A 17,148-nucleotide genomic window follows, 5' to 3' on the forward strand; every position below is an offset into this window, starting at 1 on the left:
GAGTAAATTGTCTGTATTATGACCAGCTTTGTTAACTCGGGCCTCAACCAGCACTTCAGTGCTATTTTTTATAATAAACTCATTGCTTATTAAGCTATCTCAACAAGTTAGGCTGTCCATTTTTCATCTTCACGCAAGACACGTAAAAGAGGACAATTTGCAAGCAAGCAACTCTCAAAAGTGCTATTTATGGGAAAAATTCAATCGAAAGTTTGATCTATGCAACATTGCAAACGATTGCAGGATGATAGTATTCGCCGGATTTGTCTGCGTATCTTGAAAATAGGGAATTATTATGAAAAACGCGTTACAAGGCGCTCAAATGCTCTTTGTCGCTTTTGGTGCTTTGGTGCTTGTGCCGCTCCTAACTGGCCTTGATCCAAACGTAGCCCTCTTTGGTGCCGGTGTCGGTACCCTCCTCTTCCAATTAATGACTAAACGTTCTGTTCCCATCTTCCTTGCCTCTTCTTTTGCGTTTATTGCTCCTATTATGTTCGGTATCCAAACTTGGGGTATCGGTGCAACGATGGGCGGCTTGATGGCAGCTGGCTTAGTTTATGTGGCTCTAGGGGCGATGATCAAAGTGCGTGGTGTTGGATTTATCCATAAAATTCTCCCGCCCGTTGTCGTTGGCCCTGTGATCATGGTTATCGGCCTTGGCCTTGCCCCAACAGCAGTGAACATGGCGGTAGGTAAAACTGGTGATGGAGCTGCACAGCTAGTTAATGGTGATGCTGCGATCATTATCTCGGCGGTCTCACTGCTCACAACCATTGTACTCAGCGTTTTTGCAAAAGGCTTTTTGAAGCTCGTTCCTATTGTTGGTGGTATTCTTGCTGGTTACTCTGTTTCTCTATTCTACGGGGTGGTTGATTTCACTCCCGTAGAACAAGCGGCTTGGCTAGCCATGCCAAACTTCACCGCGCCAGAGTTCAATATCAACGCAATTTTGTTCATGATTCCTGTCGCTATCGCACCTGCGGTTGAGCACGTAGGTGACATGCTTGCTATCTCAAACGTTACAGGTAAAAACTACCTGAAAAAACCAGGCCTTCACCGCACAATCGCAGGTGACGGGGTGGCAACTATCGCAGCTTCGATGGTGGGTGCTCCACCAAACACCACTTACAGTGAAGTAACAGGAGCGGTAATGCTAACCAAAGCATTTAACCCTGTGATCATGACTTGGGCAGCAATCACCGCAATCGTACTTGCATTGGTAGGTAAGCTAGGTGCGGTTCTTCAAACGATTCCAGTTCCTGTTATGGGCGGCATCATGATTCTGCTGTTCGGCTCCATCGCAACGGTAGGCCTCAACACACTGATCAAGAATAACGTTGATTTACATAAGTCTCGTAACCTAGTGATTGTTGCCGTAACACTTGTGTTTGGCATTGGTGGTATGGCTTTCGGTATTGGTGAGTTCAGTCTACAAGGTGTGAGCCTATGCGGTATCGTGGCAATTATTCTTAACCTTGTGCTACCAAACGATTTAGGTGAAAACCACGTTGTGGATAACGCACAAATGGAAGAAGAAAGCGCGAAATAGTTCGTTTGCGCCGCTTTATTAGTTGGCGTGTCTTACTCTTCTCCTCTTGTAGATACAAAAAAGGCTTGGTTTTCACCAAGCCTTTTTCTGTTCAGTCATAGTAATACATCAAAGAATTACTTAGTACCGAAGATCTTATCACCTGCATCGCCTAGACCCGGAACGATGTAGCCTTTGTCATTAAGCTTCTCATCGATTGCCGCAGTGTATAGCTCAACATCTGGGTGCGCTTTTTCTAGCGCTTCAATACCTTCTGGTGCAGCAACAAGTACTAGCACTTTGATTTGGTTACAACCTTTCTCTTTTAGGAGATCGATCGTAGCAATCATAGAACCACCTGTTGCAAGCATTGGGTCAACAACAAGCGCAATACGCTCCTCGATGTTTGAAGCAAGCTTGTTGAAGTAAGGAACTGGCTCAAGCGTTTCTTCATCACGGTAAATACCCACAACACTGATACGTGCGCTTGGCATGTGCTCAAGAACTCCATCCATCATGCCTAGACCTGCACGTAAGATTGGCACTACGGTTACTTTTTTACCTTTAATCTGGTCTACTTCTACCGGACCGTTCCAACCATCAATGGTCACTTTTTCTGTTTCAAAGTCTGACGTTGCTTCGTAAGTAAGTAGGCTACCGACCTCAGTCGCTAACTCACGAAAACGTTTTGTGCTGATGTCACCTTCTCTCATTAGACCAATTTTATGTTTTACTAGAGGGTGCTTTACTTCAACAACTTTCATGTCCATCTCCGGCTATAGTTGGCAATATTTAAACAAACCTTCAGATTATACATGATTTTCACAGGGATATCAGGATAAATCACTAAAGAAAAAAACAGACGCAAACGTTTGCTATCTATGTTTAAGCACTGTTAGAATAGCGCCGTTTTCATATCCAACTTAATACCGAGGACTTCCCTGTGAGTGGTAACAACTCTTCTCTTAGCTATAAAGACGCTGGTGTAGATATTGATGCAGGCAACGCGCTTGTGGATCGTATTAAGGGTGCGGTAAAACGTACTCGTCGCCCTGAAGTTATGGGTGGTATCGGTGGTTTTGGCGCGCTATGCGAATTGCCAACTAAATACAAACAACCTGTACTGGTTTCTGGTACTGATGGCGTTGGCACAAAACTTCGCCTAGCACTGGATATGAATAAGCACGACACGATTGGCATCGACCTAGTGGCAATGTGTGTAAATGATCTTATCGTGCAAGGCGCAGAGCCACTGTTTTTCCTAGATTACTATGCAACAGGCAAACTAGACGTTGATACCGCAGCGGATGTTGTTTCAGGTATCGCAGAAGGGTGTGTTCAAGCAGGTTGTGCCCTAATTGGTGGCGAAACTGCGGAGATGCCTGGCATGTATGAAGGCGAAGACTACGACGTAGCTGGTTTCTGTGTTGGCGTAGTAGAAAAAGAAGACGTGATTGACGGCACGAAAGTCGCTGCTGGTGATGCACTTATCGCTGTTGGCTCAAGCGGCCCACACTCAAACGGTTACTCCCTTATCCGTAAGATCCTAGAAGTATCTGGTGCAGATAAGAGCGAAGAGCTAGCAGGCCGCACTATTGGTGAGCACCTACTAGAACCAACAAAAATTTACATCAAGTCAGCACTCAAGATGATTGAGAAACACGACATCCATGCGATTTCTCATATCACTGGTGGTGGTTTCTGGGAAAACATCCCACGCGTACTGCCTGAAGGCACGAAAGCAGTTATCGATGGTAACAGTTGGGAATGGCCAGTTATCTTCAAGTGGCTACAAGAGAAAGGCAACGTCGACACACACGAAATGTACCGCACATTCAACTGTGGTGTAGGTCTAATCGTCGCACTACCGAAAGACCAGGCAGATGCAGCAGTTGCTCTTCTTAAAGAAGAAGGCGAAAACGCGTGGGTGATTGGTCAAATCGCACAAGCAGACGCGAACGAAGAGCAAGTTGAAATCCAATAATTTGCAAATCGAGCTCAAAAGATAAGAAGAATGAGGACACTAGATGACTAGGTCCTCATTTTGCTATCTAGAACACTAAAAACCATTCTATTAGTAGGTAGTTTAGAAGCTACATAACTCCAACCTACAATACCAAGGCGCTCTCGACATCATGAAAAACCATACCCTAAAAAACATTGTGGTCCTCATCTCGGGTAACGGAAGTAACCTGCAAGCTATCTTGGAATCTTGCGAAGACAGCATGCCAAACGCACGAGTGGCAGCCGTGTTCTCTAACAAAGCAGATGCTTTTGGTTTAGAACGTGCAAAAAAGTTTGATGTGGACGGTCACTTTGTCGACCCTAAAGCATTCAGCTCGCGTGAAAGCTTTGATGCAGAGCTAATGAGTCAAATAGATGAATACCAACCAGACGTGATTATTCTTGCTGGTTACATGCGCATTCTGAGCAGCGCATTTGTTTCTCATTACATGGGTAAGATGATCAATATCCACCCTTCTCTTCTACCAAAATATCCTGGGCTACACACACACCAGAGAGCAATTGATGCTGGCGATAAAGAACATGGTACGAGTGTGCACTTTGTAACGGAAGAGCTTGATGGTGGCCCTGTCATACTGCAAGCAAAAGTTCCTGTGTTCGAAGACGATGATGCTAGTGTACTTGCGGCACGTGTTCAGGCGCAGGAGCACCGAATCTACCCTATGGTGGCTAAGTGGCTGGTAGACGAGCGGTTGATCATGAAGGATGGTAAAGCCTATTTAGATGGCGCAGAGCTTGGCGTACATGGGTACGCCTCAGATGAGTAGCCCTGAATAATAAACTCCAAGCACAAAAGAGCAGCCTGAGGGCTGCTCTTTTGTGTTTTCAATACTTATAAACTTGATTCAAGAAAACCATGGTGAGACTAGAAACCTAAAACCCAACATTCTAAAAATCCCATAACCACTCGAGTAGCATAACACTCGGAAAGTAGATTCTGAATCTGGTTCGTTCTTCACCGTTCAGAATAACGTCGTCTTTTATGAGAAATCTCTATCAATTACGTCTTTACAGCAAGCCTTAGCGAGACTAGGACTCTACTACCAGCACTCTAGAAAGTAAGAATGCTCATCCGTATCCACCCTCGGTTTAAAACGCATAAAAATAAAGCTCGCGATTAAGCGAGCTTTATTTTTATATTCAGAGTAAGAGACCATCACTCTAACGGTTCGGTTGGCGCTTGATTGCCCGGCTTAGCCGCCGCAAACGGCACATTTACCAGTTCAGAGGCATTATTTTTGACTAGTTCACCTAGGTGAAACAAGCCGTATTCGCCAGGTTTCATACGCTGCCAAGCTTCGTTGCCCGTCAAAGGTTGAGTTGCGATCACAGAAACGATGTCATGTGGCGTGGTTTCTTCTTGGAAGTTAATTTCCACATCTTCATCAAGCAAAGCAGCTTTTCCAAACGGTGCGCGTCTTGTGATCCAATACAAATGATTGGTGCAATACGTCATTACATACTCACCATCACTCAGAAGCATGTTAAATACACCCTTCTCTCTTAGCTCATCACAACATTTAGCAACATATAAGAACACCGACTCCATATCCTTTGGTGGCTCAGGATATCGATCTTCCATTTGCTTCAACAACCAGCAAAATGCCAGTTCACTATCTGTCTCACCGACAGGTCGATGTCGACCTGTATGCAAGTCTTGGTAGCCAGAGAGCTGACCGTTATGCGCAAACGTCCAATACCTACCCCACAGCTCACGTGTAAAGGGATGAGTATTTTCTAAATTAACACCACCACGATTCGCCTGTCGGATATGACTAACGACCGCACGACTTTTGATGGGATAATTTTGTACCAACTCTGCTATTTTAGACTCACAACTTGGCTTGGGATCTTTGAAGGTTCGAAAGCCCTTCCCTTCGTAGAAGGTGATCCCCCATCCGTCACGGTGTGGGCCAGTTCGACCTCCACGCTGCATGAGCCCAGTAAAACTGAAACAAATATCTGTTGGAACATTGGCGCTCATACCGAGCAATTCACACATGGTTTAAAAAACTCCCTAACAACACAGCTCGAAACGGTGGCCGTAAAACGATTATTCCATCTCTTTTTCAATCAACTGGATGATGATATGAATAATCTTAATATGAATTTCCTGAATGCGGTCTGCATAACCAAAGTGTGGCACGCGAATTTCAATATCTGCAAGGCCTGCCATTTTGCCGCCATCTTTGCCTGTTAGCGCAATCGTCTTCATGCCTTTCGCTTGTGCTGCTTCAATCGCTTTCAGGATGTTACCTGAGTTACCTGACGTCGACAGACCAAACAGTACGTCACCTTTTCGACCAACCGCTTCTACATAACGTGAAAACACGAAGTCATAACCAAAGTCATTACTCACACAAGAAAGGTGGCTTGGATCTGAAATAGCAATACCAGCATAGCCAGGACGATTTTCTCGATAACGGCCTGTTAGCTCTTCGGCAAAGTGCATTGAATCACAGTGAGAACCACCGTTACCACACGACAATACTTTACCATCTTGCTTGAATGAGTCAGCAATCATTTTCGCCGCTGCTTCGATTTGCGCAATGTTATGGTCATCGCTTAAAAATTTGTTGAGCACTTCAGCAGCTTCGTTTAATTCACTTCTAATCAGATCATGGTACATAAGACGTTCTCTTTATTATTTCGGCTTCAGTCAGCTCTAGACTCACTGAGCAAATTGTTCTGATACCAATTTGGTATCGGACATTTCATAAACCTGAACTCGGGTTTGATTACTCTGAGTTTACCCACAAACGAGAATTAGTGTCGATAGTGAACCAACAGATTTAGATTAGTGATGGTAATAAACTTGTCAACTTGCTCATGAAACCATCACTCAAATCTCAACTTTAGAATTTTAACTCTACTTAGATCACTTTTTATCCAATCTTATGTTTTACATTTCCTTAATATTTTGATTACACTTAAACCAACTGGTTAGACCTCTTACCTAACATGCAGACGTACAAAACTTATAAAGTCTGAAAAGGAAAATATATATGGACATCTTGCTCTCAATCATCACGATGGCGATCGTGCTAGGCATTACGCTCTACCACCGCATGTCTCTCGTGAAATCTATTAGCTTACTCACCGCAGCCATGCTGGCTCTTACAGTAGCTGGTACTGTCGGCGTTATTGGCTGGGCTATTTACGTTCTCGCCGCAGCTGTGCTCGCGGTTCCTGGCGTACGTCAGTCTTTAATTAGCCGCAAAGCGTTAGTGCTTTTCAAGAAAGTGCTGCCAGCTATGTCTCAAACCGAAAAAGAAGCGTTAGACGCAGGTACCGTCTGGTGGGAAGCCGAACTGTTTAAAGGCAAACCAGAGTGGCAAAAGCTGCACGCGATTCAAGCACCTAAGTTAAGTGCGGAAGAACAAGCCTTTTTAGACGGCCCTGTGAATGAAGTGTGCGCCATGGTGAGTGATTTCCAAGTGACCCATGAACTCGCGGACTTACCGCCAGAAGTTTGGCAATACCTGAAAGATCATAAGTTCTTCGCCATGATCATTAAGAAAAAGTACGGTGGTCTGGAATTCTCAGCATACGCGCAATCTTTGGTACTACAAAAATTAACGGGTGTTTCTGGCGTTCTATCGTCTACCGTTGGTGTTCCTAACTCTTTGGGCCCAGGTGAGCTACTGCAACACTACGGTACTGAAGATCAAAAAAATCATTACTTACCGCGCCTAGCTGAAGGTAAGGAAATCCCTTGTTTCGCCCTAACAAGTCCAGAAGCGGGTTCTGACGCTGGATCTATTCCAGATTACGGTGTGGTCTGTAAAGGCGAATGGGAAGGAAAAGAAGTACTGGGTATGCGCCTGACTTGGAACAAGCGCTACATCACCCTAGCGCCAGTCGCAACGGTACTAGGCTTAGCATTTAAACTTCGCGATCCTGAAGGTTTGCTAGGCGACAAAGAAGATCTTGGCATCACTTGTGCGCTTATCCCAACTGATGTCAAAGGTGTTGAGATTGGTAACCGACACTTCCCACTCAATGTACCATTCCAAAATGGTCCAACGCGCGGTAAAGACATCTTTGTTCCTATCGATTTCATTATCGGTGGCGAAAAAATGGCGGGCCAAGGTTGGCGTATGCTGGTTGAGTGTCTGTCGGTTGGACGTGGTATCACGCTACCTTCAAACTCAACAGGTGGCATCAAAACTGCGGCAATGGCAACCGGTGCTTACTCACGTATTCGTCGTCAGTTCAAACAGCCTATCGGCCATATGGAAGGGGTTGAAGAACCATTAGCACGCTTGGGTGGTAATGCTTACGTGATGGATGCAGCAAGCAACTTAACCGTTGCGGGTATCGACTTAGGTGAAAAGCCATCAGTAATCTCAGCTATCGTGAAGTATCACTGTACGCACCGCGGCCAGCAAAGCATCATCGATGCAATGGACATCGTAGGCGGTAAAGGTATCTGTATGGGACCTTCTAACTTCCTAGCTCGTGGTTACCAAGGTGCGCCAATCGCGGTAACGGTTGAGGGTGCTAACATTCTAACACGCTCAATGATCATCTTTGGCCAAGGCGCAATCCGTTGCCATCCGTACGTTCTTGAAGAAATGAACGCGGCGTATTCTGAAGCAAGTAATGCTGTCGAGAAATTTGATAAAGCGCTTGCTGGTCACGTGAGCTTTACAATGAGTAACCTAGTGCGCTGTATCTGGTTTGGTTTGAGCGACGGTCTGGGCTCTTCATCACCAACCAAAGATGCAACCAAGCGTTACTACCAACAATTGAACCGTTACAGTGCAAACCTTGCTCTGCTATCGGATATCTCAATGGCGGTGCTAGGTGGCTCTTTGAAGCGTAAAGAGCGTCTATCAGCACGTCTTGGTGACATTCTAAGCCAGCTATATTTGAGCTCTGCGACGTTGAAACGTTTTGAGCAAGATGGCCGTCCAGTAGAAGATTTACCATTAGTACACTGGGGTCTACAAGACAGTTTGAAACAAGCGGAAGTGGCAGTAGATGAGTTCTTAGCAAACTTCCCGAACAAAGTGATTGGCCGTGCGCTACGCGTATTAATCATGCCATTTGGTCGCGTACGCAAAGCACCAAGCGATAAACTAGACAGTAAAGTGGCGCGCATTCTACAAACGCCAAGTGCAACGCGCTCACGCATTGGTCGCGGTCAATACCTTGAACCAACCGAGCACAACGCAGCAGGTAAGATTGAGCTTGCACTATCAGTCATTCTTCAAGCTGAACCTGTGTTTGACAAAGTATGTAAAGCGCAGGGTAAGCGTCGCCCATTCTTACGTTTGGATATGATTGCTCAGGAAGGGCTAGAGCAAGGCTTTATCACGCAAGAAGAAGCCGATCTACTCAGAGAAGCGGAACAGCATCGTCTAGATACAATCAACGTTGACGATTTTGAGCCGGAACTGCTTGCCGCAAAGCCGCTATACCCTCAGATGGATAGCGTCGCGTAACTCTAGAATCTGAGACCACAAACGGGAGTATCAGCTCCCGTTTTTTTATTGCTTCCAGAATTGGATTCATAACACCTCACACTACAAAGCCCTCCCTGCGCAATAAAATCCTCGCATTCCGCTCTTTCCCCCAATTTCCAGTGATAACTAACTCACAGACGTTCCAACTAAGCGGTGTATACTTTAAGTAACTCACTCACATATATGGTAAATCCGTTGGCTAAAATATTACTCGCACAGTGGTTCCCAGGGCTTGTTCAGCTTAAGCATTATCAAAAAGAATGGTTTGTTAACGACTTCAGAGCCGCCTTTTCTGTTGTCGCGGTTGCACTGCCAGTTGCCATAGCTTATGCACAGTTAACTGGTGTATCCGCAATTGTCGGTCTGTATTCGTGTGTACTGCCAATGTTGGTTTACGCCATGATGGGCACATCTCGGCAACTCATTGTCGGACCCGATGCAGCAACCTGTGCAGTGATCGCTGCTGTTGTGACACCACTTGCCGCAGGTGACCCCACAAAACATTGGCAGTTGGTTATGACCATGACAGCGATGACGGGGATTTGGTGTGTACTGGCAAGTCGTTTCAAGCTAGGAGTATTTGCAGATTTCCTTTCTCGCCCGATTCTTTTGGGTCTACTCAACGGTGTTGCTCTCACAATTATCGTTGGTCAGTTTGCGAAAGTAGTCGGTTTGAAATACGAGCAACGTTATTTACTGGAACGTTTATGGGAAGCTCCACAACGATTAACCGATCTTCATTGGCCTACTGTAACTCTGAGTATCGTGACAGTTGTCGTTTATTTGCTCACCAAACGCTACCGACCAACTTGGCCTGCTGCCATGCTGGCGATCCTCGTAACTACTGCGTCAGTTTGGTTTTTCCATTTACAAGAGATGGGCGTATCGGTTGTCGGACTCACTCAAGGTGGCTTCCCTCAGTTTCAAACACCGGAATTTGAGCTAGGTGAAGTTCGTGAACTAGTAGTCCCGGCGCTCAACCTTGCGATTGTCAGTTTTGTTAGCATGATGCTCACCGCCCGCAGTTTCGCGGCTAAAAACGGTTATGATATTGATGCAAATAAAGAGTTTCAGGCGTTGGGTTTTGCCAACATTGCCTCAGCGTTTTCACAAGGTTTCGCGATAAGCGGCGCTGACTCACGCACAGCCGTTAATGATGCAAATGGTGGTAAATCTCAATTAGTTTCGATTGTCGCTGCAATCACCATTGCCATTATTGCGGTATTTATTTATGAGCCTTTACAGTTCATCCCTATCGCTTCACTTGGTGTTGTATTGATCATTGCGTCCCTATCGCTGCTCGATCTTAAAGCAATTTGGAAATTAAAATCTCGTGACAAAGATGCATTTTATCTGGCCATCATTACTTTTATTTCTGTGTTGATCGTGGGTGTAATACCGGGGATCACTTTGGCGGTATTGCTAGGGCTGTTTCAATTTTTACGGATTGTCATGCGGCCGAGTGATCAGCTACTTGGCTTGGATGAAAAAGGCACCATTCGGACCATCGACGACTCAGGAAAAGCTTCGCCTATTCCTGGAATGGTGATTTACCGCTTTAACTCACCGCTAACTTACTTCAATGCTCCTTACTTTAAACGTAGAGTGTTAGAGCAGGCAGAGCATCACAAAGACGCAAGTTGCGTTGTCATCGACGCCGTGTCGAGCTTTACTCACTTGGATCTCAGTGTGATGGCAACACTGGCAGATATTCACAATACTTTGAAAAAGAGAGGCGTACGCTTAATCCTCGCAGGAAGGAAACGACGTCTTCGTCAATGGTGTGAGCTTACTGGTATCAGCACCAGTGAAGGAGGCATCTTACTGCGAGCTGATATGTACCTTGCCATTAAACTTAGTGGCTGTTACATCAGTGCTGTGGGTGAGGGACAAATTCCTACTGTTCAAAAAGAGCCTGATTTAGAGCAGCCACCCAAACCAATTCCAGAAGTGGCTTAAATAGAAATTTAATATAGAAAACAGGAAATTAAACTCCTGTTTTCTAGTGCTTATCTTCACAGCTGAATACGTGTTATGCCTTTGGCTTAAACTTTTTTGTCATCCCTTGGCTTTTAGGAGCCACCAGCCTATAACCAAGCTTTTCGTAAAAGACCGGTTCATCAGCAATCATAGAAACGTAAGAGCCTTCAAGTGCAACAGAAGAAAGATAACCGTCGATGTATTCCATGACTTTTCTACCTAAACCGTTACCTTGATAATCAGAGTCAACGGCAACGTCGACAATTTCGAAGTTACACGCCCCGTCACCAACAACCCGACCCATTGCAATGAGCTTTCCTTCATCCCGAACAGATACGCCATATAACGAATTGGGTAGACCAATTTCAGCAGCTTTCAACGATTTGGGTGATAGCCCGGCTTTGATACGCATATCACAGTATTCTTTCGGGCTTGGCACATGCTCTTCATATCTTATTGTCATTATGTACTACTCCTTTGTATCACCTTGGAGCTTACATAACTAAACTGTATAAATAAACAGTTAAACGTTGGAAAGATGTTCCCATTAAGCACACAAAGTATCAGGTCTAGAAAAGAAGCCACCGACAACTCTGACGCCATAATAGATATAAGTTGCTCTGAAGCTAGACATTCCTTTTTCTAAACATGTTTCTCTCAACAACGTATCCGCATGCTTTCGAGCACTTTGTGGCAACACCTCTTCCCTCATGAGTTGGTAAAGAGCATCATGCACTAAAGAAGCTTTCATAATGTTTTTTGTGTCTAACGCTGGCCCACTCGCTCCATCCCATGCATAGCCCTTTTTAATCGTTAACACGCCTTGTTTGGACAAACTAAGAAAAGGGCTGTCATACGCGTTACTCACTGAAATGTGAGTCTCAATCTTTTCTTCAGAATGGAGAGTGTATTTATACTTCTGACGCTTTTTGTATTTCATCAGAGATCTCGCGTTTACTTATTCTTATTTATCACGCACAGCTGAATATTTATCCAGAAACCCTACAAGATCGGCTCTTGTTATTATGGCGTACTACCTATTACAAAGCCCAAATCAATATAAATAGAACTCCATGCAATCAATAAAGCCAGAACCCCTGACTTTATTGATCAAAATTCAACCAGCAATCCTTATTCTGAAGGAAGTCTACTCAATTTTTTATGGATATCTTCTACAAAATTGGCTTGTTCACTTGGAGAAACCTCTAGAACATAATGAAAAAACGGACTTGTATGCTCAGTAATTTTATACTCTTCACTTAACAGCTTAATTACTTGTTCATGATTAAATCGTGCGGAGACTAAGCCACTCTCGGTTTCTTGAGTTATAACTATATAGTGAGCGGTTGGAAAAACCGTAAACCTTCCTTCGACAGGAAACCAGGGAGCAAAAGAAATAATCTCATCATCAATTATGTATGCTTGAGGTTTACTGACATAAGTGTAAGGGTACTTTTCATCTAAATAGGGTCTTGCTGTATCAAACAAGCCATCATAATAAGTTGGTATTTCTACTTTTTGGATTTTACTTAAGGGATCAAAAGTGAAGGTATCAAGTGATTTTAAATTATTACTTCCCGCACCTGGATTATTAATAGAAGAGCAACCTACAATTATCACTGCACAAAAAAAAGCTAAAATTTTATTCATTATTTCTTTATCTTTAATTGATTATTTTGAAAGTTAGTCACATTAAAAATGCAGCCAATTTAGAAAGTAAAAATGATATATTATTTATATAAAATCCCAAACATATATTTGAGTACAGTAAACTTAAATATTCATAATTTATCCATTTTTCTTCTTCCAATTTGGTAACTTGAAAAAAACGGAGCCGATTGGCTCCGTTTCTCGCTTTATGTGTGTGTTACTACTATTTCTTTGGTACTTCTAATTGCATCTCTGGCATGGCATCGCGCTTCGCTTTAATTTTGCGCCAGACTATCCATGCAATGATCACAATCAGCAGCATTATCAAATTACCCACCGCGATAATAATCATGCTGCGCTTACGCTCAGCCTCTCGCTCAGCGATAATTTGCTTTTCCATTTCAATACGGCGCTGTTCGGCTAATTCAGCTTCTTTTGCAATTCGAGCAGCTTCTAGATCAACTTCATCAACAACACTGAAGGTTTGCTCTGGGATAGGAAACACCAACGAGCGCTGAGTTGCAAAATCAGTGGCAAAGATCTCGCCGCGCCATGCGTACTTACCAAGCTCAGCATCGTTATTGAGGTTCAACGTAACTCTCATTCCATCTTTAGAGACCTGTCCTTGGCTGTAACTAATGAAACCATCGGGAGCGTCCTTTTTCACTGTGACTGCAATAGAGCCTGGTGCAATCATACCTTGCTCGCCACTCACCACTAATTGGTGTGGCTTATCGGGATTACGAGCCTGAATAAAAGTACGAGAGATTGGGTTCGGATAAACCAAGATGACTTGTTCTTGCGCTCGTAAGAATACGCCATTGCCAGACGTGATGCGAGCGCGGTACTTACCAGGCTCAACGTCTATTGGGAGCTGAACCGTGCACACTCCATCCCCTGCTTTTTCATCCAAGCCGCGGCCGTCATCAGAAAACTCACCCACAACCATCGGCACTGGACGAGCTTCTTTGATCAGCTCATCTTCATTTTCGACAAACTTGGTAAATGTCACGCGCAGATTCACGCGATCAAGGAAGTCGCGCAATACAAGAGGTTTGCCGTCGGAGGTCAGGCGAGCTGTAAACTTAAGCGCTTCCCCATTATATAATCGGTTTGGGAACAGATCCGTACTGAGCTTTAGGTGAGAAATTAAGCGGATGTTATTTTTAGGCGTAACTTTCCCCACAGCCTGCCATGGACCTGGCATAGGGTTATCAACGGAAATAATATCGAGTGAGGCTTCTTGATACCAACGTACATTGTCGTAAGAGCCCCAAGCATAGTATTTTTTACCGTCAGGACGGACTAAAACAACTGGCTGAGAACTTTGCTCACGATAAACCAAAAACGTGATCTGCTCGATGGTTGGATCAACTCGAAAGCGATTGTCTAATAAAGACATTGTAGATTCACTCGCAGCACTCGAGAGACTACTCCATATCGCTAAAAACGCGACCAACAAAGCCCTCAACATAGCTTCTCCTATTGATGCCAAATACAGTCGTTCACCAACTCTAATCTTTTTTGGTGAGCTTCTAGTTCATCGGCACTTGCGCGCAAAACCTTTAGCGCTTTTCTTCCTTCAATACGACGAATGGTTTCTACTCCACCCTCTTGTTTATTCGCGTTAAATTCTAGACTCGTTTGACCACCCGTCATAAAGAGGTAAACGTCGGCTAGAATCTCCGCATCGAGCAAAGCTCCGTGGAGAGTACGGTGCGAGTTATCAATACCGTAACGTTCACATAAGATATCAAGGTTGTTTCGCTTACCAGGGAAGATTTTCTTCGCCATAGCAAGGGTGTCGGTCACCTTGCAGTAGTCGTCCGTTTTGCCGATGTTAGGATCGAGCATGCCAAACTCGTAATCCATAAAGCCGGTATCGAAGGGCGCGTTGTGGGCAACAAGTTCTGCGCCTTTAATAAACTCAAGAAACTCTTGGTGCACGCTCGCGTATTCCGGTTTATCAACCAAGAATTCATCCGTAATACCGTGAACTTCAACCGCTTCTGGTTGGATTTCACGATCGGGTTTTAAATAAACGTGGAAGTGACGACCAGTCAGCTTACGGTTGATGATCTCCACGGCACCGATTTCAATAATACGGTGTCCCATGTAGTGAGGACCACCCTCGCGGTTCATACCTGTGGTTTCGGTATCGAGAACGACAATGCGGTTATATTCAGAATTGCTGCTGGTATTCATAAGGTTATGTATGTCAGACTATGCTTTATTAAATGTTTCGGCTAATAGTACCAAAAAATATGACCAAACACGTTGAGATTTTCACTGACGGTTCTTGTTTAGGTAACCCAGGACCAGGTGGTTACGGCATAGTATTGCGTTACAAAGACGTAGAAAAGACACTTTCCAAAGGCTATACGTTAACTACCAACAACCGCATGGAAATGTTGGCGGCTGTCGTCGCGCTGCAGACGTTAAAACAACCTTGCAAAGTCACTTTAACGACTGACAGCCAATATGTGCGCCAAGGTATTACTCAGTGGATCCATAACTGGAAGAAGCGTGGTTGGAAAACAGCGGATAAAAAACCCGTGAAGAATGCCGATTTATGGCAAGCTCTAGACAAAGAAACCGCACGCCATCAAGTTGAATGGCATTGGGTAAAAGGCCACGCGGGCCATCGTGAGAACGAAATGTGTGATGAGCTAGCCCGGACTGCTGCAGAAAACCCAACTGAGGAAGATACAGGTTACCAACCCTCTTAGCGAGATTCTTTCCTCATAGTGTTACCCTCTCGATTCATCACCCCAAGTGGTGTGAGCTTTTTCTTCAAGCGCCAATGCGGTTTGATAGGCTTGAGAGGGTATGTCCGTTTCCGCGCGACTATGTAATACAAACTCCCAGCGGGTGATGCCCAATCACCAAGACTATTTTCCAACCATGTCCACATCGTACGGTAACGTTTCATCGGAAACAGCGCATAACTATCACAATGAATCACTTGATAATTAAGTAACCCTAACCAATCTTTGATGCGGTTCGACGTAAACATTCGTCCACTCCAAGGCAAATTATGTTTACGCCATGGAAGTAAACTCGCTAATCCAGTCAAGCTTAATGGGTTGAATCCAGTAATAATTACATAGCCATCATCCATCATCACTCTATCGACTTCACGCAACAAACGATGTGGATCGCTTGCATAGTCGAGCTGATGAGCGAGTATCACAACATCAAAGCTTTTTTCCAAAAAGGGTAATTCGTAACCATCTGCAATCACATTATGCAACGGGTTCTGGATATCTACGTTGACTTGGTGTTGAATGTTACAATTACAGCTGGTTAGCTCACAGCTCAACCCGCCCAGTTTGAGCATATGGTAGCCGAAGAGTTTCGGACACCATTCATCAAGTCGGGTCTGGATTGACTCAAGCACCCACGGACCGTTGTTCATTGCTGACCAAGTCGACGGGTGTGGTATAGTTTTGTTGCTGAGTGCTGGTTTCATTAACCACCTGACTAAAATGGGTGACGGAGAACGAATCGTGTTAGAGATCAAAAGCATACCCGCATTTAATGATAATTACATCTGGCTGATACAAAATAGCGATAAGCGCTGCGCAGTCGTTGATCCGGGCGATGCGAAGCCAGTATTAGAATTTCTGCAGGCTAACGAATTAACTTTAGAAGCGATTTTAATTACGCACCACCACAACGATCACATTGGTGGCGTTCCAGACTTAGTGCGTGCATTTCCTGACGTCGCCGTTGTGGGCCCAAAATCAGAGCCAATTCCAACCCTAACGACACCAATGGAAGAAGGCGACAAGCTGGAGTTGTTTGGTGAGATTTTCTTAGTACTTGGGTTACCCGGCCATACTTTGGGCCATATCGGTTACGTTGGGGACGGAAAACTGTTTTGCGGTGATGTGCTCTTTTCTGCTGGCTGCGGTCGTATTTTTGAAGGTACGCCTGAGCAAATGTTTGAATCACTGAGCAAACTAACGTCTCTACCAGAAGAAACTCAAGTCTTCTGCGCGCATGAATACACCGCGAGTAACGTGGCGTTTGCTCTAGCGGTTGAACCTGACAATGAGCAACTTCGCCAATATCGCGACGATGTAAACCGACTGCGAGCACTCAACATTCCGACACTTCCAACAACAATACGCAAAGAAAAGTGGATTAATCCGTTCTTGCGAACCTCTAACCCTGACGTGGTTCAATCTGTTGCTAGTCGCATTAAAAATAGCGATCCATGCTCGGTTTTTACTGCTTTACGCGAGTGGAAGAACGAATTTTAACCATTTTCTGCTTGTAAGTTTGCAAGACCCCAGTATTATCAGGGACTGATTTTTCGAGAAGCGCCACTGGCGCTTCTCTTACGTTTGGGGTTGATATAAATCTATTTGAATTTCTCCCCATTGCATAATTAGAAGCTCTTTGCCTCTATAAATTAGTTAGTGTTTAAAAGATGTCTATTATCTTGCGACTGCCACGCACATTACGTTGCGCGACAGGCAGGTGAAG

Annotated in this window: 16 protein-coding genes; 7 read left to right on the top strand and 9 right to left on the bottom strand. The window is 44.6% G+C overall.

The window, feature by feature from the left end; translation table 11 throughout:
* Positions 1-295 precede the first annotated feature (295 nt).
* Positions 296-1,549 (top strand): uracil-xanthine permease family protein, encoded by a 1,254-nt coding sequence (locus R8N28_RS20550; RefSeq protein WP_005389855.1) that lies wholly within the window; start codon positions 296-298, stop codon positions 1,547-1,549.
* A 116-nt stretch (positions 1,550-1,665) separates the two neighbouring features.
* Here the strand turns inward: R8N28_RS20550 and upp are convergent, their stop codons facing one another.
* Positions 1,666-2,292: a uracil phosphoribosyltransferase gene (gene upp, locus R8N28_RS20555; protein WP_005380401.1), complete on the bottom strand. Its 627-nt coding sequence runs from the start codon at positions 2,290-2,292 to the stop codon at positions 1,666-1,668.
* Between the two features lie 179 nt (positions 2,293-2,471).
* On the opposite strand from upp, the gene purM reads away from it, so the two are divergent.
* On the top strand, positions 2,472-3,512 hold the full coding sequence (purM, locus tag R8N28_RS20560; protein ID WP_005389861.1) for a phosphoribosylformylglycinamidine cyclo-ligase: 1,041 nt from the start codon (positions 2,472-2,474) through the stop codon (positions 3,510-3,512).
* Between the two features lie 151 nt (positions 3,513-3,663).
* Positions 3,664-4,320, top strand: coding sequence for a phosphoribosylglycinamide formyltransferase (gene purN, locus R8N28_RS20565; RefSeq protein WP_064377459.1), 657 nt, complete (start codon positions 3,664-3,666; stop codon positions 4,318-4,320).
* A gap of 389 nt (positions 4,321-4,709) precedes the next feature.
* Here the strand turns inward: purN and R8N28_RS20570 are convergent, their stop codons facing one another.
* Positions 4,710-5,555, bottom strand: a complete 846-nt coding sequence (locus R8N28_RS20570) for a class II glutamine amidotransferase (protein WP_005380394.1) — start codon at positions 5,553-5,555, stop codon at positions 4,710-4,712.
* Between the two features lie 51 nt (positions 5,556-5,606).
* Positions 5,607-6,182, bottom strand: a complete 576-nt coding sequence (lpcA, locus tag R8N28_RS20575) for a D-sedoheptulose 7-phosphate isomerase (protein ID WP_005380392.1) — start codon at positions 6,180-6,182, stop codon at positions 5,607-5,609.
* A 376-nt stretch (positions 6,183-6,558) separates the two neighbouring features.
* On the opposite strand from lpcA, the gene fadE reads away from it, so the two are divergent.
* Positions 6,559-9,003 carry an acyl-CoA dehydrogenase FadE gene (gene fadE, locus R8N28_RS20580; RefSeq protein ID WP_065274754.1) on the top strand — a complete coding sequence of 815 codons (2,445 nt, stop codon included), beginning with the start codon at positions 6,559-6,561 and terminating at the stop codon, positions 9,001-9,003.
* Between the two features lie 204 nt (positions 9,004-9,207).
* A complete protein-coding gene (locus R8N28_RS20585) occupies positions 9,208-10,983 on the top strand; it encodes a SulP family inorganic anion transporter (RefSeq protein ID WP_005380390.1) in 1,776 nt (591 codons plus the stop codon).
* Positions 10,984-11,056: 73 nt separating this feature from the next.
* On the opposite strand, the gene R8N28_RS20590 is transcribed toward R8N28_RS20585, so the two are convergent.
* The 5 genes from R8N28_RS20590 to dnaQ all read right to left on the bottom strand — a co-directional run bounded on the left by R8N28_RS20590 (position 11,057) and on the right by dnaQ (position 14,859).
* Positions 11,057-11,467, bottom strand: a complete 411-nt coding sequence (locus R8N28_RS20590; RefSeq protein ID WP_005391824.1) for a GNAT family N-acetyltransferase — start codon at positions 11,465-11,467, stop codon at positions 11,057-11,059.
* Positions 11,468-11,551: 84 nt separating this feature from the next.
* Entirely contained in the window at positions 11,552-11,944 is a 393-nt protein-coding gene (locus R8N28_RS20595) for a DUF1353 domain-containing protein (protein WP_017633769.1), read from the bottom strand.
* A 191-nt stretch (positions 11,945-12,135) separates the two neighbouring features.
* Entirely contained in the window at positions 12,136-12,654 is a 519-nt protein-coding gene (locus R8N28_RS20600) for a hypothetical protein (RefSeq protein WP_065274755.1), read from the bottom strand.
* A gap of 223 nt (positions 12,655-12,877) precedes the next feature.
* The gene (locus R8N28_RS20605) at positions 12,878-14,128 is read right to left on the bottom strand and encodes a TIGR03503 family protein (protein WP_262635259.1); all 1,251 of its coding nucleotides are present in this window, start codon (positions 14,126-14,128) and stop codon (positions 12,878-12,880) included.
* Positions 14,129-14,136: 8 nt separating this feature from the next.
* On the bottom strand, positions 14,137-14,859 hold the full coding sequence (gene dnaQ / locus R8N28_RS20610) for a DNA polymerase III subunit epsilon (protein WP_005380385.1): 723 nt from the start codon (positions 14,857-14,859) through the stop codon (positions 14,137-14,139).
* 59 nt (positions 14,860-14,918) lie between these two features.
* Here dnaQ and rnhA point away from each other — a divergent pair, with 59 nt between their 5' ends.
* Complete coding sequence (rnhA, locus tag R8N28_RS20615) at positions 14,919-15,383, top strand: ribonuclease HI (RefSeq protein WP_005380384.1); 465 nt, start codon at positions 14,919-14,921, stop codon at positions 15,381-15,383.
* Here rnhA and R8N28_RS20620 read toward each other — a convergent pair.
* The gene (locus tag R8N28_RS20620; RefSeq protein WP_065274756.1) at positions 15,380-16,126 is read right to left on the bottom strand and encodes a class I SAM-dependent methyltransferase; all 747 of its coding nucleotides are present in this window, start codon (positions 16,124-16,126) and stop codon (positions 15,380-15,382) included. The two genes, rnhA and R8N28_RS20620, sit on opposite strands and share 4 nt — an antisense overlap.
* A 37-nt stretch (positions 16,127-16,163) precedes the next feature.
* Here R8N28_RS20620 and gloB point away from each other — a divergent pair, with 37 nt between their 5' ends.
* Positions 16,164-16,922: a hydroxyacylglutathione hydrolase gene (gloB, locus tag R8N28_RS20625; RefSeq protein ID WP_017636045.1), complete on the top strand. Its 759-nt coding sequence runs from the start codon at positions 16,164-16,166 to the stop codon at positions 16,920-16,922.
* Positions 16,923-17,148 lie beyond the last annotated feature (226 nt).

The sequence above is a fragment of the Vibrio sp. Vb1554 genome, assembly GCF_033344235.1.